Genomic DNA, 19,437 nt, shown 5'->3' with positions numbered 1-19,437 from the left:
AGGGTAAAGGATGGGCAAAGTCCTTCCGTGGGGGGTGCTCAGAGGGAACCCGCGGGCGTCGGCGAGAGGCGGTAGGCGCCTTCGTGGGCCACGACGTAACCGGCGGTGGGCGGGGCGAAGTGGGTGCCCAGGAGGAGGGTGTCGGTGCCGGCGAGCGAGCCGAGGAGCTCTCGGCGGGAGGCCTCGGACCGCACGGGATCGATGTCGACGCAGGCGCCGACGCCGGGGGCGGCGAGCTGGACGGGGTGGTGGACGCAGTCGCCGGTGATCATCGCGGTGCGTCCGCGGCTGGTCAGTTCGACGGCGACATGGCCCGGAGTGTGGCCCGGGGTGGGGACGAGGCGCACGCCCGGAGCGACTTCGGTGCCCTCGGCGGGGATGTCGAGGAGGTCGAGGAGTCCCGCCTCCTCCACCGGGATCACCGAGTCGCGAAACAGCTGTCGGCGCGCTTCGTCCATGGCGTACCCGGCCCAGAACTCGCGCTCGACACGGGAGGTCACGTAGCGGGCGCCGGGAAAGGTGGGCAGCCACGCGCCGTCGGTCGCCCGGGTGTTCCAGCCGACGTGGTCGGCGTGCAGGTGGGTGAGGATCACCAGGTCGACCGAGTCCGGGTGGAATCCGGCGGCGGTGAGCCGCTGCAGGTAGTCGGTGTCGAGGTCGTGCCAGGCGGGGTTGGCCCGCTCCTTGCCGTTGCCGATGCCGGTGTCCACCAGGACTCGCGCACCGTCGACGGTGAACGCGAAGCTGTGGCTGTCGAGGCGCAGAACGCCCTCCTCGTCGGCGAAGCCCGGGCGCAGCCACTCGTGTCCGGCGACGACCTCCGGGGTGGCGTCGGGGAGCAGCCAGGGGCCGGTGGCGGGCGGCAGGGGGACCTCGTCGACGCGGTGGACGGTCACGTCGCCCACGGTCCAGTGATCGGCGGTGGTCAAGGATCCTCCTTCGATGCTTAACGCAATCCGTTTGCGTTAAGTCGACGGTAGGTCCTATGCTCCACTAACGCAAACAGTTAGCCTTTGTCAGCAGAACGGGAGCCACATGCCCGACCTCACGCCCTCGGAGGCGGCCCGCTGGGCCCACCGCGCCGGGCTGGTCCTGCCCGCCGACCGCCACGCCGCCGTCGCGGCCACCGCCGACCACATCCGCCACGTCGTCGCGGTCCTGCGCGAGCTGGACTTCGGGGACACCCCGCCCGCCCCCGCCTACCGCGTGGCACAGGAGACGCGCGATGCAGCCGTATGAACTGACCCTCACCGCCGCCGCCGACGCGATCCGGACCCGGCGGCTGTCGCCCGTCGAGCTGGTCGACTCCGTGCTGGATCGCGTCGAACAGACGGAGCCGCGCCACCGGGCCTACGCCACCGTCACCGCCGAGCGGGCCCGCCGGGCCGCGCGTGAGGCCGCGGACGACATCGCGGCCGGCCGGCACCGCGGTCCGCTGCACGGCGTCCCGATGGGCCTGAAGGACCTGATCGACGTCGCGGGCGAGGCGACATCCGCCAGCTCCCGGGTCAGGGCAGGCCACCGGGCGCGGGCCGACAGCACCGTGGCCGCCCGCCTGTCCGCGGCCGGAGCCGTCCTGGTCGGCAAGACCCACACGCACGAGTTCGCGTACGGGCTGACCACCCCGCAGACCGGCAACGCCTGGGACCCCGACCGGGTGGCCGGAGGCTCCAGCGGGGGCTCCGCCGTCGCCGTCGCCGCGGGCACCGCCACCTTCGCCCTGGGCACCGACACCGGCGGATCGATCCGGGTGCCCGCCGCGCTCAACGGGGTCGTCGGCCTCAAGCCCACCTACGGCCTCGTCCCACGCCACGGTGTGACGTCCCTGTCCTGGTCGCTGGACCATGTCGGCCCGATCACCCGCACCGCCGAGGACGCGGCCCTGGTCCTCACCGCCCTGGCCGGCCACGACCCCCGCGACCCCGCCTCCCTGCCCGCACCGGCCGTGAACCACCGGCCGGGCCCCGGCACGGACCTGACCGGGGTGCGGATCGGCGTGCCACGCACCTACTACTTCGACCACGTCGACGCGGAGGTGGAAGCCGCCGTCCGGCACGCGATCGACTCACTGCAGACCCTCGGCGCACGCCTCGTCGAGGTCGACATCCCCATGACCCGCTACATCCAGGCCACCCAGTGGGGCCTGATGGTTCCCGAGGCCACCGCCTATCACGAGGCCACCCTGCGCACGGTCCCGGAGCTGTACCAGGCCGACGTCCGCGTCCTCCTGGAGGCCGGCGAACTGATGCCCGCCGGGGACCATCTGCGCGCGCAGCGTGCCCGCACCCTCATGGGGCAGGAGTGGGCGCGCATGCTGCGCGACGTCGACCTGATCGCCGCCCCCACTCTCCCGGCCACCGCGGTCGAGGCCGGGCAGGAGACCATCACCTGGGACGACGGTACCGTCGAGGGCGTGTCCGACGCCTTCGTACGGCTCTCCGCCCCGGCCAACATCACCGGCGTGCCGTCCCTGACCGTGCCGGTCGGCCACGACACGGCCGGCCTCCCGATCGGCATGCAACTCATGGGACGGCCGCTCGAAGAGAGCCTGATCCTGCGGGCCGGCCACGCCTACGAGCAGACCCGGCCCGCCCGCGAGCTCGCCCCCGCGGCGCCCGCGCCGGACGCCACGCACGGGCTCTAGGGTGACCGGCATGAGCAGGCAGATGGTGCGTCCCGGCGGACGCAGCGCCCGGGTCCAGGCGTCGGTGCACGCCGCCGTGCGCGAACTGGCCGCGGAGCGGGGCCGGGACGCTCTGACCGTCCCGTTGATCGCCCAACGCGCCGGCGTGACCCCGTCGACGGTCTACCGCCGCTGGGGTGACCTGCAGACGCTGTTGTCGGACGTCGCGGTCGAGCGACTGCGGCCCGACACCACCCCCGTGGACCACGGCGCCCTGCCGGCCGACCTGACGGCCTGGGCCGAGCAGTTCCTCGACGAGATGGCCTCGCCCACCGGCCGCGCCTACATCCGTGACGCCCTGCTCGGCGACCCGGACGGCGGCAACGCCGGCCGGTGCTCGGCATACGCCGCCGAGCAGATCGACGTCATCCTCGCCCGCGCGACCGGGCGCGGCGAGCGGGCACCCGACGTCGAGACGGTCATCGACGAGGTCGTCGCGCCCCTGATGTACCGCATCCTCTTCCGCCCGGCGGGCCTCGACGCCGCCTGCGCCCAGCGGCTCGTGGCCCGAGCCCTGGGCGGAGCCTGACCGGGCGCCGGGGCAGACCTGCGGGGTGTCCGCAAAGCCCCGACGCCCCACGAGGCCCGGCACGCCGAGGGCACACACCGGACGCCCCGGGGCGTCCGCTTGTGCCCGGGGGCGCCTCCGTCCCGAGCCCGCCCCCGGGCTGTACGACGCGAGTTCGGGGGCGCCTCCGTCCCGGGCCTGCCCCCGGGCTGTACGACGCGAGTTCGGGGGCGCCTCCGTCCCGGGCCTGCCCCTCGGGGCGGACGACGCGAGTTCGCGGACGCTCCTAGTCGGTGAGGGGCTTCACCCAGCGCCGCCATCGCTCCTCGGGCCCGTAGCCGACGGCACTCCACGTCCGGTGCGCGGTCTCGTTGCGCGTGAGCACCATCGCGTCGGCGCGGCGCCCGCCGAGCCGGACGAAACGTTCCTCCGCTGCGGCGAGCAGCGCGGAGGCGATGCCCTGACGGCGGAGGTCCGGGTGCACGGCCAGCCGGTAGAGATGGCATCGCCAGCCGTCGAACCCCGCGATCACCGTGCCCGCCAGCTCACCGTCCCTCCCCCGAGCGCTCGAACCCGCTCGAGCAGGGGGGACCCTCATGGCCAGGAGCAGCGCCTCGGGGTCGCGTGCGACCAGTCGCTCCACGCCGCCGCGGTCGTCACTGATGCTCGTGCCTTCGGCGGCGACCTTCCAGAACGCCAGCACGGCGTCGAGGTCGTCGGGCGTCGCGGCCCGGATGCGCAAGGTGGTCATGGGGCGATCACAGCACGCACGGCGAGCCGCGGCCCGGCATTTCACCATGCGGACGTCAGGCCCCGCGCACCCGCGCCATGACCGGTGCGAACACCTCCATGCAGGGCTCCAGGACGGTCAGATACGTGAAGCCGTAGCGCTCGCGCCGGGCGAGGACCTGCTCCGCGAGTTCGTCGGGGGTGCCGACCAGGCAGACGGGAAGGCGCAGCACCTGATCGACCGTCATGCCCGGAACGAGTTCCAGGAACGGCCGCACCGCGGCCTCGCGGTCCTCGGTGCCGATCACCATCTGCACCAGCAGGTTCAGCTCGGGCGGTACCTCACGGTGCTCGGCGAACCTCAGGTACCGCGCCACGCGTTCTTCGAGCTCGTCCGCGGTGATCGGCGTCAGCTGCCCGGTGGTGCTGCCCGCAGCCGTACGTGCCCCGGTGAACGCCGCGATGTCCGCGTGCTCGGCGCTCAGCCGCAGCATCCGGTCGCCGTTCCCGCCGATCAGCAGCGGCACCCGCGGCCGCTGCACCGTCTGCGGCCGGTGCTCTCCCGAATCGAGCAGTCGCTCCAACTCCTCGACGGTGCGCCGCAGATGGTCCACCCGCTCGCCCGGCGAGCCGAACGGCAGCCCGGCCGTCTCGTGCTCCTCCCGCACGTAGCCGGTGCCGAGCCCGAGTTCCAGGCGACCGCCCGTCAGCGCGTCCGCCGTGGCCACCTCACGGGCCAGCAACGTCGGGTTCCAGAAACCCGCGTTGAGCGTGAAGGTGCCGACCCTCGGGCGCTCGGTCGCCTGGGCCGCCGCGACCAGCGCCGGGAAGGGCGCGGGCATGCCCAGATGGTCGGGCACGAGGATCACGTCGTAACCCAGCTCCTCGGCCCGGCGGCACTTGGCGCGCCACTCCTCTGCGGACGCGGGCTCGATCAGATTGACCCCGAAGCGGAACGGACGCGGCATGAACTCTCCTCACACACAAGCCAGTTGAGTACCCCGCGATTCCATCACTCGTGCGCGATGGCCGCCAGCACGTTCATGCGGGACGCGCGCAGCGCCGGCAACAGTGCCGCCACGATCCCGACCACCACCGAGCCGACCACCACCAGCACGATCGTCAGCCACGGGATCGCCAGGGCCGTCATCCCCTGGAGCGCCAGCACCTGCTGCATGCACACACCCCACACCAGTCCCAGGGCGAGCCCGAGGACCGCGCCGAACACGGCGATCACCACCGACTCCAGCCGGATCATCCGCCGCAGCTGCCGCCGGGCCAGCCCGATCGCCCGCAACAGCCCGATCTCCCGGGTGCGTTCGACGACCGACAATGCCAAGGTGTTGACCACGCCCAGCACCGCGATGATGATCGCCAGCCCCAGCAGCGCGTACACGAGGTACAGCAGAACGGCGATCTGGTCGTGGACCAGCCGCTTGTAGTCGGCCAGGTCGCGCACCTGCACCTGCGGGTACGGATCCAGCGTCTCCTCCAGGTTCGCGCGCAGGTCGCGGTCGCCCGTGCCGCCCGCGGCGTTGACGTACAGCGCGGAGTCCTGCCCGCCCGGCGCGTACCGCTCCAGGGTGCCCAGCCCGAAGAACAGCCCGCCCTGGGTGCCGAACCCCTCGGCGGAGTCCTGGTCGGTGAGCGCGCCGACCGTCAGCTCGGCAGAGCGCCCGCCCGGGAACTCCACGGGGAGGGCGCTGCCCACCCGCACGCCGTGGTCGCGTGCGAAGTCCCGGTCCATGGCCAGGTGTCCGCTCGCGAGCGCGGCCGCGGAGTCACCCTGTGCGTAGGTGATGTTGGCGACCTCGTCGAGCCGGGGACCGTAGCCCGCGGCGGTGGTCTCCACACGGTCGCCGTCCGGGAGCCGCACCGCGACCGGTGTGAACCGCCCGCGCACGACGAGACCCACGCCGTCGGTGCCGCGCACCTTGTCGGTGACCTCCTGTGGGAACGGCTGGAAGTTGCTGCTCTGGATCACGAAGTCGGCGCCCAGTGTCTTGTCGATCTGCCGGTCGAGCGACGCGGTCATCGACTCGCTCGCCACCGACATCCCGCCCACCAGGGCGATCCCCACCATCAGGGCCGCGGCGGTGGCCCCGGTACGGCGGGGGTTGCGCAGGGCGTTGCGCTGGCTCATCCGGCCGATCGACCCGAACAGCGCGGGGAAGGCCGCGCCCAGCACCCGGATCACCGGCCGCACCAGCAGGGGCCCGGCGATCACGGTCGCGATGAGGGTGAGCACCACACCGAGCCCCAGCAGGGACGCCGCCGACGAGGTCTGCCGCGACACCGCGCAGCCCGCGAGCGCCGCCGCACCGGCCGCCCCGACGATCGCGCCCGCCACCGCGCGCGCCCGCAGCGGCCGGCCCACTCCGGCGACCTCGGCGTCCGAGAGCGCGGCCATGGGTGAGACGCCCGCGGCCCGCCGCGCCGGGAGGTACGCGGCGACGAACGTGACGCCGAGCCCGACGACGTACGCCGCCACCGGTGTCACCCAGCCGATCTCCATCTCGTCGGCGTCGATGTTCATGCCGAGCAGGCCCATCAGCTCGATCAGCCCGGCCGCGAGCCCGATGCCGGCGGCGAGCCCCAGGGTGGAGCCGACCAGCCCGAGCAGCAGGGCCTCGGTGAGCACCGAGGCGCGGACCTGGCGCCGGTCGGCGCCCAGCGCGCGCAGCAGGCCCAGTTCACGGGTGCGTTGGGCGATGAGCATGGAGAAGGTGTTGACGATCAGGAACACGCCGACGAGCACGGCGATCCCGGCGAAGCCGAGCATCACGTACTTGATCACGTCGAGGAACCCGCCGAGCTGCTCGACGTCCGACTCGGCCTGCTCGTCGGCCGTCCTGAAGTCGTAGGTGTGGGCACCGAGCACGCCGGCCACGCGCCGCTTGAGCTGGTCGTCGCCGACGCCCTGAGCCGCGTCGACCGAGATGCCGGTGGCCGTCCCCGGCCGGCCCAGCAGCTTCGTCTGGGCGGTGGCGGTGTCGAAGTAGAGCTGCGCGGAGCCGGGGTTCGTGGTCCTGAACGTGACGATGCCGACCACTCGGACCTCGAACGACCCGGGGGGTGCGATGACCGTGAGGGCGTCGCCGATGCGCACGTCCTTGCGGTCGGCGGTCTCGGAGTCGATCAGGGCCTGGGCGGGACCGCGCGGGGCGTGGCCCGAACTCAGCTCGACCGGGCTGCGCTCGTTCGGGCTCCAGGCGTTGCCGAGCGTCGGTGCCCCGGTGGTCGGGCCCACCGGCTGGTTCTCCTCGTCGACGACCGTGAGACCGTTCACCTTCACGTCGGCGCGGGCCGCCGCGACTCCGTCGACCTGCCGCCGGACCCGTTCGGCGAGCGAGGCCGGCAGGGTGGCCGTCCGGCCGGAGGGCACCGCCTCGTCGAGGTCCTCCTTCGGGCTGACCGTGACATCCGCCGCGGTGGAGGCGAACAGCCGGTCGAACGTGCGGCTGACGGTGTCCGAGAAGATCAGGCTTCCCGTGACGAACGCGACCGAGAGCAGGACGGCGAGCGCGGAGAGCAGCAGCCGCCCCTTGTGCGCCAGGAAGCTCCGCAGGGTCGCCTTGAGCACGGGCTCAGTTCTCCTCGGACGACGCCGGGGCGTCCTCGTACCGGGTGCGGATCACGTCGAACCTCTTCATCCGCTCCAGTACCGCCTCCGCCGTGGGGCGCCGCATCTCGTCGACGATCCGGCCGTCCCCGAGGAAGAGCACCAGGTCCGAGTGGGCGGCCGCGCCCGGGTCGTGGGTGACCATGACGACGGTCTGTCCGAGCTGGTCCACCGCCTCGCGCAGGAAGCCGAGCACCTCCAGGCCGGCGCGGGAGTCGAGGTTGCCGGTCGGCTCGTCCGCGAAGATCAGCTCCGGCCGGGACGCCAGCGCCCGCGCGCAGGCCACGCGCTGCTGCTGCCCGCCGGAGAGCTGCGACGGGCGGTGCCCGAGCCGGTCCCGCAGACCCAGGGTGTCGATCACCCGGTCCAGCCATGCCTCGTCGGGCTTCCGGCCCGCGATGTCCATGGGCAGCGTGATGTTCTCCAGCGCGTTCAGGGTCGGGATGAGGTTGAACGACTGGAACATGAAGCCGATCCGGTCGCGGCGCAGCCGTGTCAGCTCGCGCTCCCTCAGCCCCGTGATCTCCGTGTCGCCCAGCCAGACCTGACCTGCCGAGACGGTGTCGAGGCCCGCCAGACAGTGCATCAACGTGGACTTCCCGGAGCCCGACGGGCCCATCACCGCGGTGAACCGGCCCCGGACGACGTCCACGTCCACCGAGTCGAGTGCCAGCACGGTCGTCTCGCCCGAGCCGTACGCCTTGGTGAGACCGCGGGCGCGGGCCGCGATCCCGTCGGCCGGCGCGAGGCCGGGAGCGTGCTCCGCAGCAGGTGTGGACAAGGCCGCCTCCTCTGGGTGGACGTCAGGACCTCATGGTCCCGCCCGAGGGTAATGTGACCCGGCCCACACTCGGTATCCTCCGCGGGTCGGACTCCGCCCTTGTCGTCGCCCGCCATCAGGCCACCGTATTCGCCGTCCCCGTCTACGACAGCCCGCACGCCCGCGCCGCCGCCCTGCTCCAGCTCCTCCTGCACGTCCCCGCCCTGGAGCGCTCCGACGCCCTGTTCGCCTCCGCCGTCGCCTACGCGTACCTCGTCGCCGGCGGCCTCAAGGCCGTCACCTCGCCCGAGCAGGTCCGCGACCTCGCCCGGCTGGTCAAGAGCGGCGAGGCGTCCGTCCGGGACATCGAGCGGGAACTGCGCCGGTGGAGCCTGTGACCTACCCTTCGGTCGGGCGCCACCCCGTGCCGAGCACGCAGTACGAGGTGGGCAGCGTCGGCCCCTGTTCCGGCATGAGCACCCGCCGGTAGGGACCGAGCTCGAACCCGGCGTCCCGCAGCGCCCGGACCGGCTCCCGCGCCACATGGCAGCCCCCGCTCAGCACCGGCCACACCGTCCGGTCCAGCGCGTGTTGTGTGAAGGTCATCGCACGGCCGCCGCCCCGGCCGTGCTCGAAGAACCGCACCTCGCCGCCCGGCCGCAGCACCCGCCGCAGTTCCCCGAGCGCCCGGGGCACGTCCCGCACACTGCACAGCACCAGCGACACCACCGCCGCGTCGAAGCCCTCGCTCTTGACCGGCAGCGCCTCGGCCGCGCCCGGCACGACGTCCACCGGCACCCCGGCGCGCAGGGCGGCCTCCACGGCCAGGTGCCGCAGCCGCCGCTCCGGTTCGATGGCGACGACCTCCGCGACGGTGCCCGGGTAGTGCGCGAAGTTCAGCCCGTTGCCCGCGCCGATCTCGATCACCCGCCCGGACAGCCCGCCGAGCAGTCTCTCGCGTATGCGGCCCACCCCCATCCGGGTCTCGGCGGCCACACTGGCCCGGGCGTAGCAGCGGGCGAACAGCGGATGGTGCACGGCGTCCCGTGGCACCTTTCCTGAGCGGAGCGGCATGGAAGACCTCCCTGCGAGGCTGGCCCCCTACCCCGATTCTCCCCGCGACGGGCCCGGCGCACCCCTGCCGGCTACCGCAGGAGCAGGCGGCCCAGCACCGGAAGGTGGTCGCTCCCGGTGGCCTCCAGCGCCGTCACCTCCGCCACCTCGACCCCTCGCCCCAGCACCTGGTCGATCCTCGCCACCGGCAGGCCGGCCGGCCAGCTGAACGCGAACCCCGTGGGCGGAGCGTGCAGCCGGGAGGTGAGCGGGGCGAGGCCACGGTCCCGGACCGTGCCGTTGAGGTCGCCCACCACCAGCAGCCGGCCCGCCGGGTCGGCTGCGATCCTGGCCCCGAGCAGGGCCGCGCTCTCGTCCCGGGCCGCCGAGGCGAGCCCCGTCGGGCCCAGGCGCACGGACGGCAGATGGACCACGTACACCGCGATCCTGCCGCCGGGCGCGGACACCGTCGCCCGCAGGGCCCGCCGCCAGCTCTCCGGGAAGCCCTCGGGCCGGATGTCGACGGGCCGCACGTCCGAGAGCGGATACGCCGACCAGAGCCCTACCGTCCCGCGGACCGCCCGATGCGGATGGGAGGCGCCCAGGACCCCCTGGTAAGCGGGCCGCGCGGCGGGCGTCAGCTCCTCCACGGCGATCAGGCCGGCGCGCGTGGCCAGCAGGGCCCGGGCGGTGCCGGCGGGGTCGGCGTTGTCGTCGGCCACGTTGTGCTGGACGACGGTCAGGTCGTAGGAGCCCGGAGGTGAGGAGAACCACACCCCGCCGAACATCCAGAGCCACACGGCCCCGGGCGCCAGGCAGGCGAGCAGCCCCGCCCTCGACCGCGCGATCAGGGCGACGCAGCCGAGCACGGGCACGGCCGGCCCCAGCCACGGCAGAAACGTCTCCAGCAGGCTCCCCAGCCGCCCGGCCCCGTTGGGCACGGCCGAGTGCAGGGCGAGCAGACCGGCGACACCGCAGGCGCCGCTCACCAGCCAGGCGTCCCACGACGCTCTGCCGCCGACGGCCACGCTAGGCGAGTTCCGCCGCAAGCAGGGCGGCGGCGCCGGCCACCAGCGGATTGTCCGCCGGAGCGTCCTCCTCCGGCTGCGTGGTCAGCACCGACATCACGATCGGCGGGCCGTCCGGCGGCCAGGTGATGCCCACGTCGTTGTTGCCGCCGTACCGCCCGCCGCCGGTCTTGTCGGCGATCAGCCAGTCGGCGGGCAGGGCCTTGCGGAACTTCTCGGTGCTGGTGGTGTTGCGCAGCAGCCAGTCCGTGAGCCGCGCGCGGTCCCGGGGCGCCAGCGCGGATCCGAGCACGAGCCGGGCGTAGGTCAGGCCGATGGCGCGCGGGGTCGTCGTGTCGGTCACCCGCCACGGCTCGGCGGAGTTGAGCTGGGGCTCCCAGCGGTCGAGCCGGGTGATCCGGTCACCGATCGAGCGGGCGAAGCGCGTGATGGCGGTCGGCCCGCCCAGCTCCTTCAGCAGCAGGTTGCCCGCGGTGTTGTCGCTGAAGCGGATGGTGGCGTCGCACAGTTCGCCGACGGTCATGCCGGGCGCGACGTGCTTCTCGGTGATCGGGGAGTACCCGGACTTCTCGACGTAGGCCTGCGTGTAGTGGACGCGCCGGGCCAGGAACTCGCCGTCGCGGTCGAGGTCGCGCAGGACGGCCGCGGCGGCCAGCGTCTTGAACACCGAGGCCATCGGGAAGAGCTCGTCGGCCCGGTACGTCACCGTCCGGCCCGTGCGCACGTTGCGGGCGTACACGCCCAGCCGTGCGGTGTGCTCCCGCTCCAGGTCCCGCAGCCGCGCCGTGATGCCGCCGGCGGCGGGCAGCGCGTGGGCCGTGCCGCCGCCCAGCGAGAAGGCGGCGGCTGTGCCCAGCGCGAGGGCTGTACGGCGGGACGGGCGTGATCCGTTCGTGTGCAAGATGGTCCCTTCGGAAGTGATCACGTACGTACTTCAACACGCGATCACGCCCCCGCCGGTTTCACCGCGCGCCGGCCCGCGCGCCCGCCCGGACGCTCAGAACGCCCCGGGCGCCTCCCGCTCCCGGAACGCATCCGTGTCCCAGGAGCCGTCCAGCCGCGGCGCCAGCCAGTGCGGCGCGGCCGCCCGGAAGCCCGCCGGAGGCAGGGCACCCGACCCGGCCGGGACGGAGCCCAGCAGCGGGGCCCCGGCCACGTCCGGCAGGTCCGCGAGATTGCAGCGGGCGGCGAGGTCCGGGGCCGCGGGCCAGCTCCCGATCACGATCCCGGCCAGGTCCAGCCCCCGGGAGCGCAGTTCACGCGCCGTCAGCTCCGTCATGTTCAGGGTGCCGAGCCCCGCTGGGGTCACGACCAGCACCGGCGCCGACAGCAGCCGGGCCGCGTCCGCCAGGGTGCCGCCGGCCGCGTCGAACCGGACGAGCAGCCCGCCGGCCCCTTCGACCAGCACCAGGTCGTGCTCGGTGGCCAGCTTGGCGGCGGCCTCCGCGACCTCGTGCGGATGGACCGGAGCCCGGCCCGCCCGGCGCGCTGCCGTGGCCGGCGCCAACGGCTCGGGATACCGGGCGAGTTCCGCCGTCGTCACCGGGCCCGCGAGGCGCGCCACCTCGTCGGCGTCGCCGGGCTCGTCGGGCCCCACGCCCGTCTGCGCGGCCTTCAGTACGGCCACCGAACGGCCGGCGGCCAGCGCCGTCGCGGCGACGGCGGCGGTCACGACCGTCTTGCCGACCTCCGTGCCCGTGCCCGTGATCACCAGTACCGGCATGTCACCCCTCCCGCGCCGCCGCGCACACGGCCCGCGCGATCCGCGCCAGGTCCGCGTCGCCCGTGACGTACGGCGGCATGGTGTAGATCAGATCGCGGAACGGCCGCAGCCACACGCCCTCGCGCACGGCCGCCGCCGTCGCCGCCTCCATGTCCACGGCGTGGTCCAGCTGCACGACCCCGATGGCGCCGAGCACCCGCACGTCCTTCACCCCCGGCAGCTGCGAGGCCGCCGAGAGCCCGTCCCGCAGGGCCGTCTCGATCCGCTTGACCTCCGCGAGCCAGTCCTGCCCGAGCAGCAGCTCGATCGAGGCGCAGGCCACCGCCGCCGCCAGCGGATTGCCCATGAACGTCGGGCCGTGCGCGAGCACCGGCACCTCGCCCCGCGAGATGCCGTCGGCCACCCGCGCGGTGCACAGGGTCGCCGCCATCGTCAGGTAGCCGCCGGTCAGTGCCTTGCCCACGCACATCACGTCCGGGGTCACGGCGGCGTGCTCCGCCGCGAACATCGCGCCCGTACGACCGAATCCGGTCGCGATCTCGTCGAACACCAGCAGCACGTCGTGCGCGTCGCACGCCTCGCGCAGCACCCGCAGATACGCGGGGGAGTGGAACCGCATCCCGCCCGCGCCCTGCACCACCGGCTCGACGATCACCGCCGCCAGTTCCCCGGAGTGCCGCTCGATCAGCGACCGCAGCTGCCCGGCGTACGCCTCTTCGTACTCCACCGGGGGCGGATCGGCGAACACCTGGCGCTGGAGCACCCCGGTCCACAGATCGTGCATCCCGCCCTCGGGATCGCACACCGACATGGGCTGCCAGGTGTCGCCGTGGTAACCGCCGCGCCAGGTCAGCAGCCGCTGCTTGCCCGGGCGGCCCAGCGAACGCCAGTACTGCAGGCACATCTTGACCGCGACCTCGACCGACACCGACCCCGAGTCGGCGAGGAACACATGCTCAAGGCCCTGGGGTGACATGTCGACAAGGAGCTTCGCCAGCCGTACGGCGGGCTCGTGGGTGAGCCCGCCGAACATCACGTGGCTCATCCGCCCGAGCTGCTCGCGGGCGGCCTCGTTGAGCACCGGGTGGTTGTAGCCGTGGATCGCCGACCACCAGGACGACATTCCGTCGACCAGCTCTCCCGAGCCGTCGGCGAGTCGCAGCCGCACCCCGCTTGCCGACTCCACGACGAGCGGTTCCCGCCGCCCGGGCATCGGCCCGTACGGGTGCCACACGTGCCGCCGGTCGAGCTCCAGCAGCTCGGCGACCGCCGGCTCAGGCATTGGGCGCGAGGTCCGTCCCTGCGCCCCGGCGGCGCACGGCGACCAGGTCGGTCCGGGGCTCGGCGATGTGCGGGCCGTCCTGCGCGGCATGCGGCGCGGGCTCGGATGCGCACGCCCCGCCACCCTCGGAACCGCACACTCCGCCACCGTCGTGGCAGCCGCCGCCGGCGGCCCGGTGCTCCGGCAGCGTCACCTGGTCGGTGCCCTCCACCTCGAACCCGGCGTCCGCGATCATCTCCAGGTCGGCCCTGCCGGCCTGGCCCTCGCTGGTGAGGTAGTCGCCGAGGAAGATCGAGTTGGCCAGGTGCAGGGCGAGCGGCTGCATCGTGCGCAGATGGACCTCGCGCCCGCCCGCGATCCGCACCTCGACGTCCGGGCAGACGAACCGTGTCATGGCCAGGATCCTGAGGCACCGCTGCGGGGTCAGGTTCCACTCCTTGCCCAGCGGAGTGCCCTCGAACGGGATCAGGAAGTTGACGGGAACCGAGTCCGGGTCCAGCTCACGCAGCGAGAAGACGACATCGACCAGGTCCTCGTCCGTCTCACCCATGCCGGCGATCAGCCCGGAGCAGGCGGACAGACCGGCCGCGTGCGCCTTCTGCACGGTGTCGACGCGGTCCTCGTAGGTGTGCGTGGTGGTGATCTCCCCGTACGTCGCCTCGGACGTGTTGAGGTTGTGGTTGTAGGCGTCGGCACCGGCCTCGCGCAGCCGCTCCGCCTGGCCCTCGGAGAGCAGTCCGAGGCAGGCGCACACCTCGACGCCCTCGTTGGTGTCCTTGATCGCCTTGATCGTCTCGGAGACCCGGTCCACGTCCCGGTCGGTCGGGCCGCGCCCGCTGGCCACCAGGCACACCCGTTTGGCCCCTCCGGCCACCCCGGCCGCCGCCGCGTCGGACGCCTGGCCGGGTTTCAGCCAGGTGTACTTCAGGATCCCGGCCGTCGAGCCGAGCCGCTGCGAACAGTACGAGCAGTCCTCGGGACACAGACCGGACTTGAGATTGACGAGATAGTTCAGTTTCACCCGTCGGCCGAACCAGTGCCGCCGCACCTTTCCGGCCGCGGCCACCACATCGAGCAGGTCGTCGTCGGACGTCGCGAGGACGGCGAGTGCCTCGTCGCGGGTCGGCAGCTCGCGCCGAAGCCCCTTGTCCACCAGCGTGTTCAGCAGGTCCATGGAAGCCGATCCTGTCCTAAGGAGGCGTCCGGGGCCAAGGAGACTTCGCACAAGAGAGTCCCTTCGAGGTGTGGGTATCGCCACACACTGACCTGCTGGGCGCCCCGCTAGTGTCTGTGCACTGCCTACAAATTCCCCGGAGGACCACCCATGGCGTTCGGCTGGATCGACGAGCAGGCGGAGCTGCGCGCCCGCGCCGGACTCGTTCGGACTCTGCGCCCCCGTCCGGCCGATTCGCCGCTCCTCGACCTGGCGAGCAACGACTACCTCGGGCTGGCCCGCCATCCCGAGATCACCGAGGGTGCGGCCCGGGCGGCGTGGACCTGGGGCGGCGGCTCGACGGGCTCCCGGCTGGTCACCGGCACCACCGAACTGCACGCCGAACTGGAGCGGGAACTGGCCGATTTCTGCGGCTTCGAGGCGGCTCTCGTCTTCTCCTCCGGCTACGCCGCCAACCTCGCCGCGGTCACCGCGCTGGCCCCGCACGGCTCCCTGGTCGTCTCCGATGCGGGCAACCACGCCTCGCTCATCGACGGCTGCCGGCTGGCCCGCGGCACCACCCAGGTGGTGGCGCACGCCGAGCCGGACGCCGTGTGCAAGGCGCTGGCGACCCACGACGGCACGGCGATCGCCGTGTCCGACACGGTCTTCTCCGTCGACGGCGACGCGGCGCCCCTCACCGCGCTGGCCGGGGCCTGCCGGGAGCACGGCGCCGGGCTGGTCGTCGACGACGCCCACGGTCTGGGCGTCCTCGGCGACGGTGGGCGCGGCGCTCCCCACGCGGCGGGAATCGCGGGCGCCGGCGACGTGGTCGCGACGGTCACGCTGTCCAAGTCGCTGGGCAGCCAGGGCGGAGCCGTCCTCGGCCCCGCGCGGGTCGTCGACCACCTGGTCAACGCGGCCCGGACGTTCATCTTCGACACGGGACTCGCCCCCGCCGCGGCCGGAGCGGCTCTGTCGGCCCTGCGGCTGCTGCGCCGTGAACCGGAACGGGCGGCACGGGCCCGCGCGGTGGCGGGTGAACTGCACGCACGCCTGACCGCCGCGGGTCTGGAAGCGGTCCGTCCGGACGCCGCGGTGGTCTCGGTGCGGGCGCCCTCTCCCGAGGACGCCGTGAACTGGGCGGCACGGTGCCGCGCGGCGGGCCTGGTCGTGGGGTGCTTCCGTCCTCCCTCCGTGCCCGACGGCATCTCACGGCTCAGGCTGACCGCCCGGGCTGACCTGACCGGTCAGCAGATCGAACGCGCTGTACGGCTGATCGGCGAGACGCGGCCATGAGTCGGCGTGACACGGCCGTGGGTCGCACGATGACGGTCTGACCGAATCCGGTCACATGCGGTCGACCCCGGCCGCGAACGCAGCCCAGCTCCCCGGGGAGAAGAGCAGCGCGGGCCCGGCCGGGGCCTTGGAGTCGCGCACGGCGAGCAGTCCGGCCCAGAGCGGGGCGTCCGGACACGCGGTCTCGACGCAGTTGTTCGCGCCGGTGCTGTAGCTGCTGCGCAACCACCGCACACCGTGCAGTTCGGTGCTTGAGGGGACGTGACGAGGCAGTGCACGCATGGTGCCTCCTTACGCGCCGGTGGCTGTCCCGGCGATGAAATCCAACGAGTCCTCGGGCGAAAGGGCGTGGATCTGAAGGGCGTTGAAGGCCTCCGTGTAGGCCTGGAGGTCTTCTTTCCGTTCGAGGTAGAGGCTACTCGTCAAGTGGTCGAGAACAACCACATCCAGATCAGAAGTGCTCGAAAACGAGAAGATAACGAAAGGGCCGGTGACACCGATGTGTGCCCCGGCAGCGAACGGCAGGACCTGGAGGCGCACTTGGGGCAGCCGGGCCGCCTCGACCAGCCGTTCCAGCTGGCGGGCCATGACCCCGGGTCCGCCCACTTCCCGGCGCAGCACCGCCTCGTCCAGGACGGCACTGAGTCTCAGCGGGGGGTCGGCGCGCAGCACGTCCTGCCGGGCCAGCCGCACCTCCACCAGCGTGTCGAGCCGGTCCTCGGGGAGCCCCTCCACCGCCGCCCTCGTCACCGCACGCGCGTACTCGGGCGTCTGGAGCAGACCCGGCACGACCGTGGTCTCCAGCGTGCGCATCGCGCCGGCCTGGGACTCCAGGCTGATGAAGTCCCGGTAGGTCGGCGGCAGCACCCCGCGGTAGGCGTGCCACCAGTGGTGCCGGCCGCCGCTGTCGTCGGAACCGGCCAACGCCATGAGCAGGTCCCGGAGTTGGGCGTCCGCCACATCGTAGGCGTCGAGAAGTAACCGCACGTCGGCCGGTTTCACACCGCTCGTGCCCGTCTCGATCCGGCTGACCTTGGACTGGTGCCAGCCCACCAGCCGGGCCGCCTCACCGCTCGTGAGCGCCGCCGAGGTGCGCAGCGCACGCAGTTCGGCGCCCAGTTTCCGGCGGCGCACCGCGGGACCGTGCTGCATGGCTCCTCCTTACTCCTTCCGAGCCACCCAAATACGGTCTCGCGTCGGAGAGTTCACCGCTTTGAGCGACAGATATATGCATATCTTGGTGGATCGCCGCCCTTCGCGGGTGTTCTGGTGGCACTCTGGCGACGAAGCACCAGTCCGGGACCGTACTCGAACCATCCGCTCCGTGTCGGGCTGTGGTCCCGTGGGAAAGGGACGACGTCGCCATGGCAGACCATTTGGAAGCATCCGTCACTCTGCCGAGCGATCCAGCCTCGGTCTCCGCAGCGCGTGCCTATGTGGTGGGCACGCTGGCGGAGTGGGGCCTGCCGGCGGACACGGACGTGTCCGACACCGTCCGGCTCATCATCTCCGAACTCGCCACCAACGCCGTGCTGCACACCTCCGGTCAGTCGCCCACGTTCACCGTGGACGTCGAGCTCGACCGCGACGAGCACCTGCGCATCGGTGTCACGGACAGCCATCCGCGCTTCCCCAGACGCCTGCCCGCCGCCGTTCAGCAGGACAACGGCCGCGGCCTGGTCATCATCCGCTGGCTGACCGCGGAATGCGGCGGCAGACTCCGCATCCGCCCCACCCGTGAGGGCGGCAAGACCATCTCGATCGAACTTCCGTGGGTCGTCCCGGTCCAGGCCGGTGACGACGGCGGTGCGGCAGGAGCCGTAGTCACTCCCGGCAGGACCTGAAAGACCTCCCCAGCGGGTGCCCTCCGCGCACCCCGGCCCGCCCGACCGGCATCCGGGCCACCGTCACGGCTGTGACACCCACTCCGAGCCCTTGGACCCGCCGGAGTAAGGGGCCGTCACCGGGGCCGTGCCGACGCCTCCCGGTGTGCTGCCGCCCCTCGAAGCCCTGACGGCTGCCTGACGGTGTGCCGCAGCGGCGCGGGGGCCTTGACGTCGCCCTCGCCTGGTTCCTCTACGGCGGTCCGGCCCGTACCGTCCGCCTCCTGGCGCAGCCCCGCCCGCCGCACCAGCCGCGGGAGCAGCCCCCACAGGCCGACACAGACCAGGAATGTCGCGGCGCCCGCGGCGATACCGCCGGCCCGGCCCGTGGTCACGTCGACCACCAGCAGCACGGAACCGCTGAACGCGAACACCAGCACGCTCAGGCCCGTGGTGGCCAGGCGTGAGGAGACCTGCACGATGCGGGGCTTGGCGCCCTGCTGGAAGAGGGAGCGGTGCAGCGCGGCCGGAGCGGTGAAGAGCGCGGCTGCCACGACCGCCAGCAGCAGGGTGATGACGTAGGTGACGCGCTGGACCGTGTCGAGGTCCTCGAAACGCGAGGTGAACGCCAGCGACAGCAGGAAGGCGAAGAGGATCTGTACGCCCGTCTGGGTGACGCGGAGCTCCTGGAGCAGTTCCACGAAGTTGCGGTCGGCGCGTTGCAGCGGAGTCTCATTGCGCGCGGTGCAGGGACGGTGCTCGGCCATGGGACAACGGGTATCCAGGTGAGCCCGTGTCACGCTCCGGCGTGCGGCGGCGCGTCAGGACGCCGCCGCACGCCGGGCGGATCACTTCACGCGCCCGTACCAGACGCTCTTGGTCCAGATCTTCTGCAGCCGCACCACGTCCCCGCTCTTCGGGGAGTGCCAGAGCTTGTTCTTACCCGCGTAGATACCGACGTGGTACACGTTGCTGCCCGAGTGGAAGAACACCAGGTCGCCCGCCTTGCGGTTCTTGGCGGAGATGTGGCGCGTCTTGTTGTACTGCTGGGCAGCCGTGCGGGGGAGCTTCTTGCCGGCCTTCTTGAACGAGTAGAGCGTGAGCCCGGAGCAGTCGAACCGGTGCGGACCGATGGCCCCGTACTTGTAAGGCGAACCCTTCTTGGAAGCCGCGATCTTGAGTGCCTTGGTCGCCGGTGTGGCTGCCGCGGCCTCGGAGGTGAAGCCGGGCGCCACTATCGAGCCGCCCACGGCGGCGATGGTGAGCGCCGAGGCCGTGCCGGCCCGGACCATGAGCGACGGGACACGATTGAGCGCAGTCATGCGCAACCCTTCGTCAGCCGCCTGTGAAGGATGACCTGTCGGATTCGGGCTGGCGAAGTTGCCCGGCCGCTGACGCGGCTTCACCCCAAGGGCTGCTCGGGTCAGGTCATGGCGTGACCGTCCCGGCGACCCGTCGTGCTTGGGTCCTCCACTCCTGCCGATCCACTCCTGTCGACCGGTCATCCGGGCGGCGGCAGGACTCGGCGTCCGCCCGGATCGCCCCGCCACAGCGGCGGGGGCTTGTCGTCAGACAGGGATCTTGGCGCATGCCTGTCCGGATTTCCCAACGGAACCGGGGATTTGTGTTGTTACTCACCACTCACCCGTTCGGGTGGACACGTGTGCGTTTGAGCCACTGTCCATGTACACGCGTGCGTCCGGACCTGCGGCGGAATGCCCCATTCCGTCCGTGGGTCACGCGTGTTGCGCAACCGGAACGGTCCCAAAATCGG

General features: G+C 72.6%; 21 protein-coding genes and 1 riboswitch. Of the genes, 6 read left to right on the top strand and 15 right to left on the bottom strand.

The annotated features are described in order from the left end of the window. Positions 1 to 38: 38 nt before the first annotated feature. Positions 39 to 929 (bottom strand): MBL fold metallo-hydrolase, encoded by an 891-nt coding sequence (locus ACFY9S_RS25385; protein WP_391132218.1) that lies wholly within the window; start codon positions 927 to 929, stop codon positions 39 to 41. Between the two features lie 106 nt (positions 930 to 1,035). Between ACFY9S_RS25385 and ACFY9S_RS25380 the strand changes: the two genes are divergently transcribed. Genes ACFY9S_RS25380 through ACFY9S_RS25370 form a run of 3 tightly spaced genes read left to right on the top strand, consistent with a single transcriptional unit; the run spans position 1,036 to position 3,212 of the window. Continuing rightward, positions 1,036 to 1,239 (top strand): hypothetical protein, encoded by a 204-nt coding sequence (locus tag ACFY9S_RS25380; RefSeq protein WP_391132217.1) that lies wholly within the window; start codon positions 1,036 to 1,038, stop codon positions 1,237 to 1,239. Next, positions 1,226 to 2,644: an amidase family protein gene (locus ACFY9S_RS25375; RefSeq protein WP_391132215.1), complete on the top strand. Its 1,419-nt coding sequence runs from the start codon at positions 1,226 to 1,228 to the stop codon at positions 2,642 to 2,644. The genes ACFY9S_RS25380 and ACFY9S_RS25375 overlap by 14 nt, the downstream gene beginning before the upstream one ends. Before the next feature lie 10 nt (positions 2,645 to 2,654). Further along, the gene (locus tag ACFY9S_RS25370) at positions 2,655 to 3,212 is read left to right on the top strand and encodes a TetR/AcrR family transcriptional regulator C-terminal ligand-binding domain-containing protein (protein ID WP_391132213.1); all 558 of its coding nucleotides are present in this window, start codon (positions 2,655 to 2,657) and stop codon (positions 3,210 to 3,212) included. Between the two features lie 265 nt (positions 3,213 to 3,477). Here the strand turns inward: ACFY9S_RS25370 and ACFY9S_RS25365 are convergent, their stop codons facing one another. Genes ACFY9S_RS25365 through ACFY9S_RS25350 form a run of 4 tightly spaced genes read right to left on the bottom strand, consistent with a single transcriptional unit; the run spans position 3,478 to position 8,323 of the window. Then, positions 3,478 to 3,942 carry a GNAT family N-acetyltransferase gene (locus ACFY9S_RS25365; protein WP_391132211.1) on the bottom strand — a complete coding sequence of 155 codons (465 nt, stop codon included), beginning with the start codon at positions 3,940 to 3,942 and terminating at the stop codon, positions 3,478 to 3,480. Positions 3,943 to 3,997: 55 nt separating this feature from the next. Then, positions 3,998 to 4,888, bottom strand: a complete 891-nt coding sequence (locus ACFY9S_RS25360) for a TIGR03621 family F420-dependent LLM class oxidoreductase (protein WP_391132209.1) — start codon at positions 4,886 to 4,888, stop codon at positions 3,998 to 4,000. 44 nt (positions 4,889 to 4,932) lie between these two features. Next, the gene (locus ACFY9S_RS25355; RefSeq protein WP_391132207.1) at positions 4,933 to 7,503 is read right to left on the bottom strand and encodes an FtsX-like permease family protein; all 2,571 of its coding nucleotides are present in this window, start codon (positions 7,501 to 7,503) and stop codon (positions 4,933 to 4,935) included. A 4-nt stretch (positions 7,504 to 7,507) separates the two neighbouring features. Further along, complete coding sequence (locus ACFY9S_RS25350) at positions 7,508 to 8,323, bottom strand: ATP-binding cassette domain-containing protein (RefSeq protein WP_391132205.1); 816 nt, start codon at positions 8,321 to 8,323, stop codon at positions 7,508 to 7,510. Between the two features lie 53 nt (positions 8,324 to 8,376). On the opposite strand from ACFY9S_RS25350, the gene ACFY9S_RS25345 reads away from it, so the two are divergent. Beyond that, the gene (locus tag ACFY9S_RS25345) at positions 8,377 to 8,700 is read left to right on the top strand and encodes a fic family toxin-antitoxin system, toxin component (protein WP_391132203.1); all 324 of its coding nucleotides are present in this window, start codon (positions 8,377 to 8,379) and stop codon (positions 8,698 to 8,700) included. Between the two features lies 1 nt (position 8,701). Here ACFY9S_RS25345 and ACFY9S_RS25340 read toward each other — a convergent pair whose 3' ends face one another. The 6 genes from ACFY9S_RS25340 to bioB all read right to left on the bottom strand — a co-directional run bounded on the left by ACFY9S_RS25340 (position 8,702) and on the right by bioB (position 14,562). Next, positions 8,702 to 9,376, bottom strand: a complete 675-nt coding sequence (locus ACFY9S_RS25340) for a methyltransferase domain-containing protein (protein WP_391132201.1) — start codon at positions 9,374 to 9,376, stop codon at positions 8,702 to 8,704. Positions 9,377 to 9,447: 71 nt separating this feature from the next. Continuing rightward, complete coding sequence (locus ACFY9S_RS25335; protein ID WP_391132199.1) at positions 9,448 to 10,383, bottom strand: endonuclease/exonuclease/phosphatase family protein; 936 nt, start codon at positions 10,381 to 10,383, stop codon at positions 9,448 to 9,450. 1 nt (position 10,384) lies between these two features. Beyond that, positions 10,385 to 11,284: a class A beta-lactamase gene (gene bla / locus ACFY9S_RS25330; protein ID WP_391132197.1), complete on the bottom strand. Its 900-nt coding sequence runs from the start codon at positions 11,282 to 11,284 to the stop codon at positions 10,385 to 10,387. A 96-nt stretch (positions 11,285 to 11,380) separates the two neighbouring features. Beyond that, positions 11,381 to 12,106 carry a dethiobiotin synthase gene (gene bioD / locus ACFY9S_RS25325; protein ID WP_391132195.1) on the bottom strand — a complete coding sequence of 242 codons (726 nt, stop codon included), beginning with the start codon at positions 12,104 to 12,106 and terminating at the stop codon, positions 11,381 to 11,383. Between the two features lies 1 nt (position 12,107). Next, a complete protein-coding gene (locus tag ACFY9S_RS25320) occupies positions 12,108 to 13,388 on the bottom strand; it encodes an adenosylmethionine--8-amino-7-oxononanoate transaminase (RefSeq protein ID WP_391132193.1) in 1,281 nt (426 codons plus the stop codon). Beyond that, the gene (gene bioB, locus ACFY9S_RS25315; RefSeq protein WP_391132191.1) at positions 13,381 to 14,562 is read right to left on the bottom strand and encodes a biotin synthase BioB; all 1,182 of its coding nucleotides are present in this window, start codon (positions 14,560 to 14,562) and stop codon (positions 13,381 to 13,383) included. The genes ACFY9S_RS25320 and bioB overlap by 8 nt, the downstream gene beginning before the upstream one ends. Before the next feature lie 150 nt (positions 14,563 to 14,712). On the opposite strand from bioB, the gene ACFY9S_RS25310 reads away from it, so the two are divergent. Next, positions 14,713 to 15,840, top strand: a complete 1,128-nt coding sequence (locus ACFY9S_RS25310; protein WP_391132189.1) for an aminotransferase class I/II-fold pyridoxal phosphate-dependent enzyme — start codon at positions 14,713 to 14,715, stop codon at positions 15,838 to 15,840. A 51-nt stretch (positions 15,841 to 15,891) separates the two neighbouring features. Here ACFY9S_RS25310 and ACFY9S_RS25305 read toward each other — a convergent pair whose 3' ends face one another. Next, on the bottom strand, positions 15,892 to 16,122 hold the full coding sequence (locus ACFY9S_RS25305) for a DUF397 domain-containing protein (protein WP_102909590.1): 231 nt from the start codon (positions 16,120 to 16,122) through the stop codon (positions 15,892 to 15,894). A 9-nt stretch (positions 16,123 to 16,131) separates the two neighbouring features. Then, the gene (locus ACFY9S_RS25300) at positions 16,132 to 16,992 is read right to left on the bottom strand and encodes a Scr1 family TA system antitoxin-like transcriptional regulator (protein WP_391132187.1); all 861 of its coding nucleotides are present in this window, start codon (positions 16,990 to 16,992) and stop codon (positions 16,132 to 16,134) included. A 212-nt stretch (positions 16,993 to 17,204) separates the two neighbouring features. Between ACFY9S_RS25300 and ACFY9S_RS25295 the strand changes: the two genes are divergently transcribed. After that, positions 17,205 to 17,684, top strand: a complete 480-nt coding sequence (locus ACFY9S_RS25295) for an ATP-binding protein (protein ID WP_391132185.1) — start codon at positions 17,205 to 17,207, stop codon at positions 17,682 to 17,684. 116 nt (positions 17,685 to 17,800) lie between these two features. Here the strand turns inward: ACFY9S_RS25295 and ACFY9S_RS25290 are convergent, their stop codons facing one another. Both ACFY9S_RS25290 and ACFY9S_RS25285 read right to left on the bottom strand, forming a co-directional pair. Next, positions 17,801 to 18,430 (bottom strand): DUF6328 family protein, encoded by a 630-nt coding sequence (locus ACFY9S_RS25290; RefSeq protein WP_391132184.1) that lies wholly within the window; start codon positions 18,428 to 18,430, stop codon positions 17,801 to 17,803. 81 nt (positions 18,431 to 18,511) lie between these two features. Next, positions 18,512 to 18,985, bottom strand: coding sequence for a C40 family peptidase (locus ACFY9S_RS25285; protein ID WP_102909586.1), 474 nt, complete (start codon positions 18,983 to 18,985; stop codon positions 18,512 to 18,514). Positions 18,986 to 18,988: 3 nt separating this feature from the next. Next, a riboswitch (cyclic di-AMP (ydaO/yuaA leader) is annotated at positions 18,989 to 19,201 on the bottom strand. Between the last annotated feature and the right edge of the window lie 236 nt (positions 19,202 to 19,437).

Origin of the sequence: Streptomyces sp. NPDC012474 (assembly GCF_042955185.1) — a bacterium.
Classification (GTDB): Bacteria; Actinomycetota; Actinomycetes; order Streptomycetales; family Streptomycetaceae; genus Streptomyces; species Streptomyces cahuitamycinicus.
Note: the sequence above shows the minus strand (reverse complement) of the source record. Positions and strands in the feature narration are given on the sequence as shown.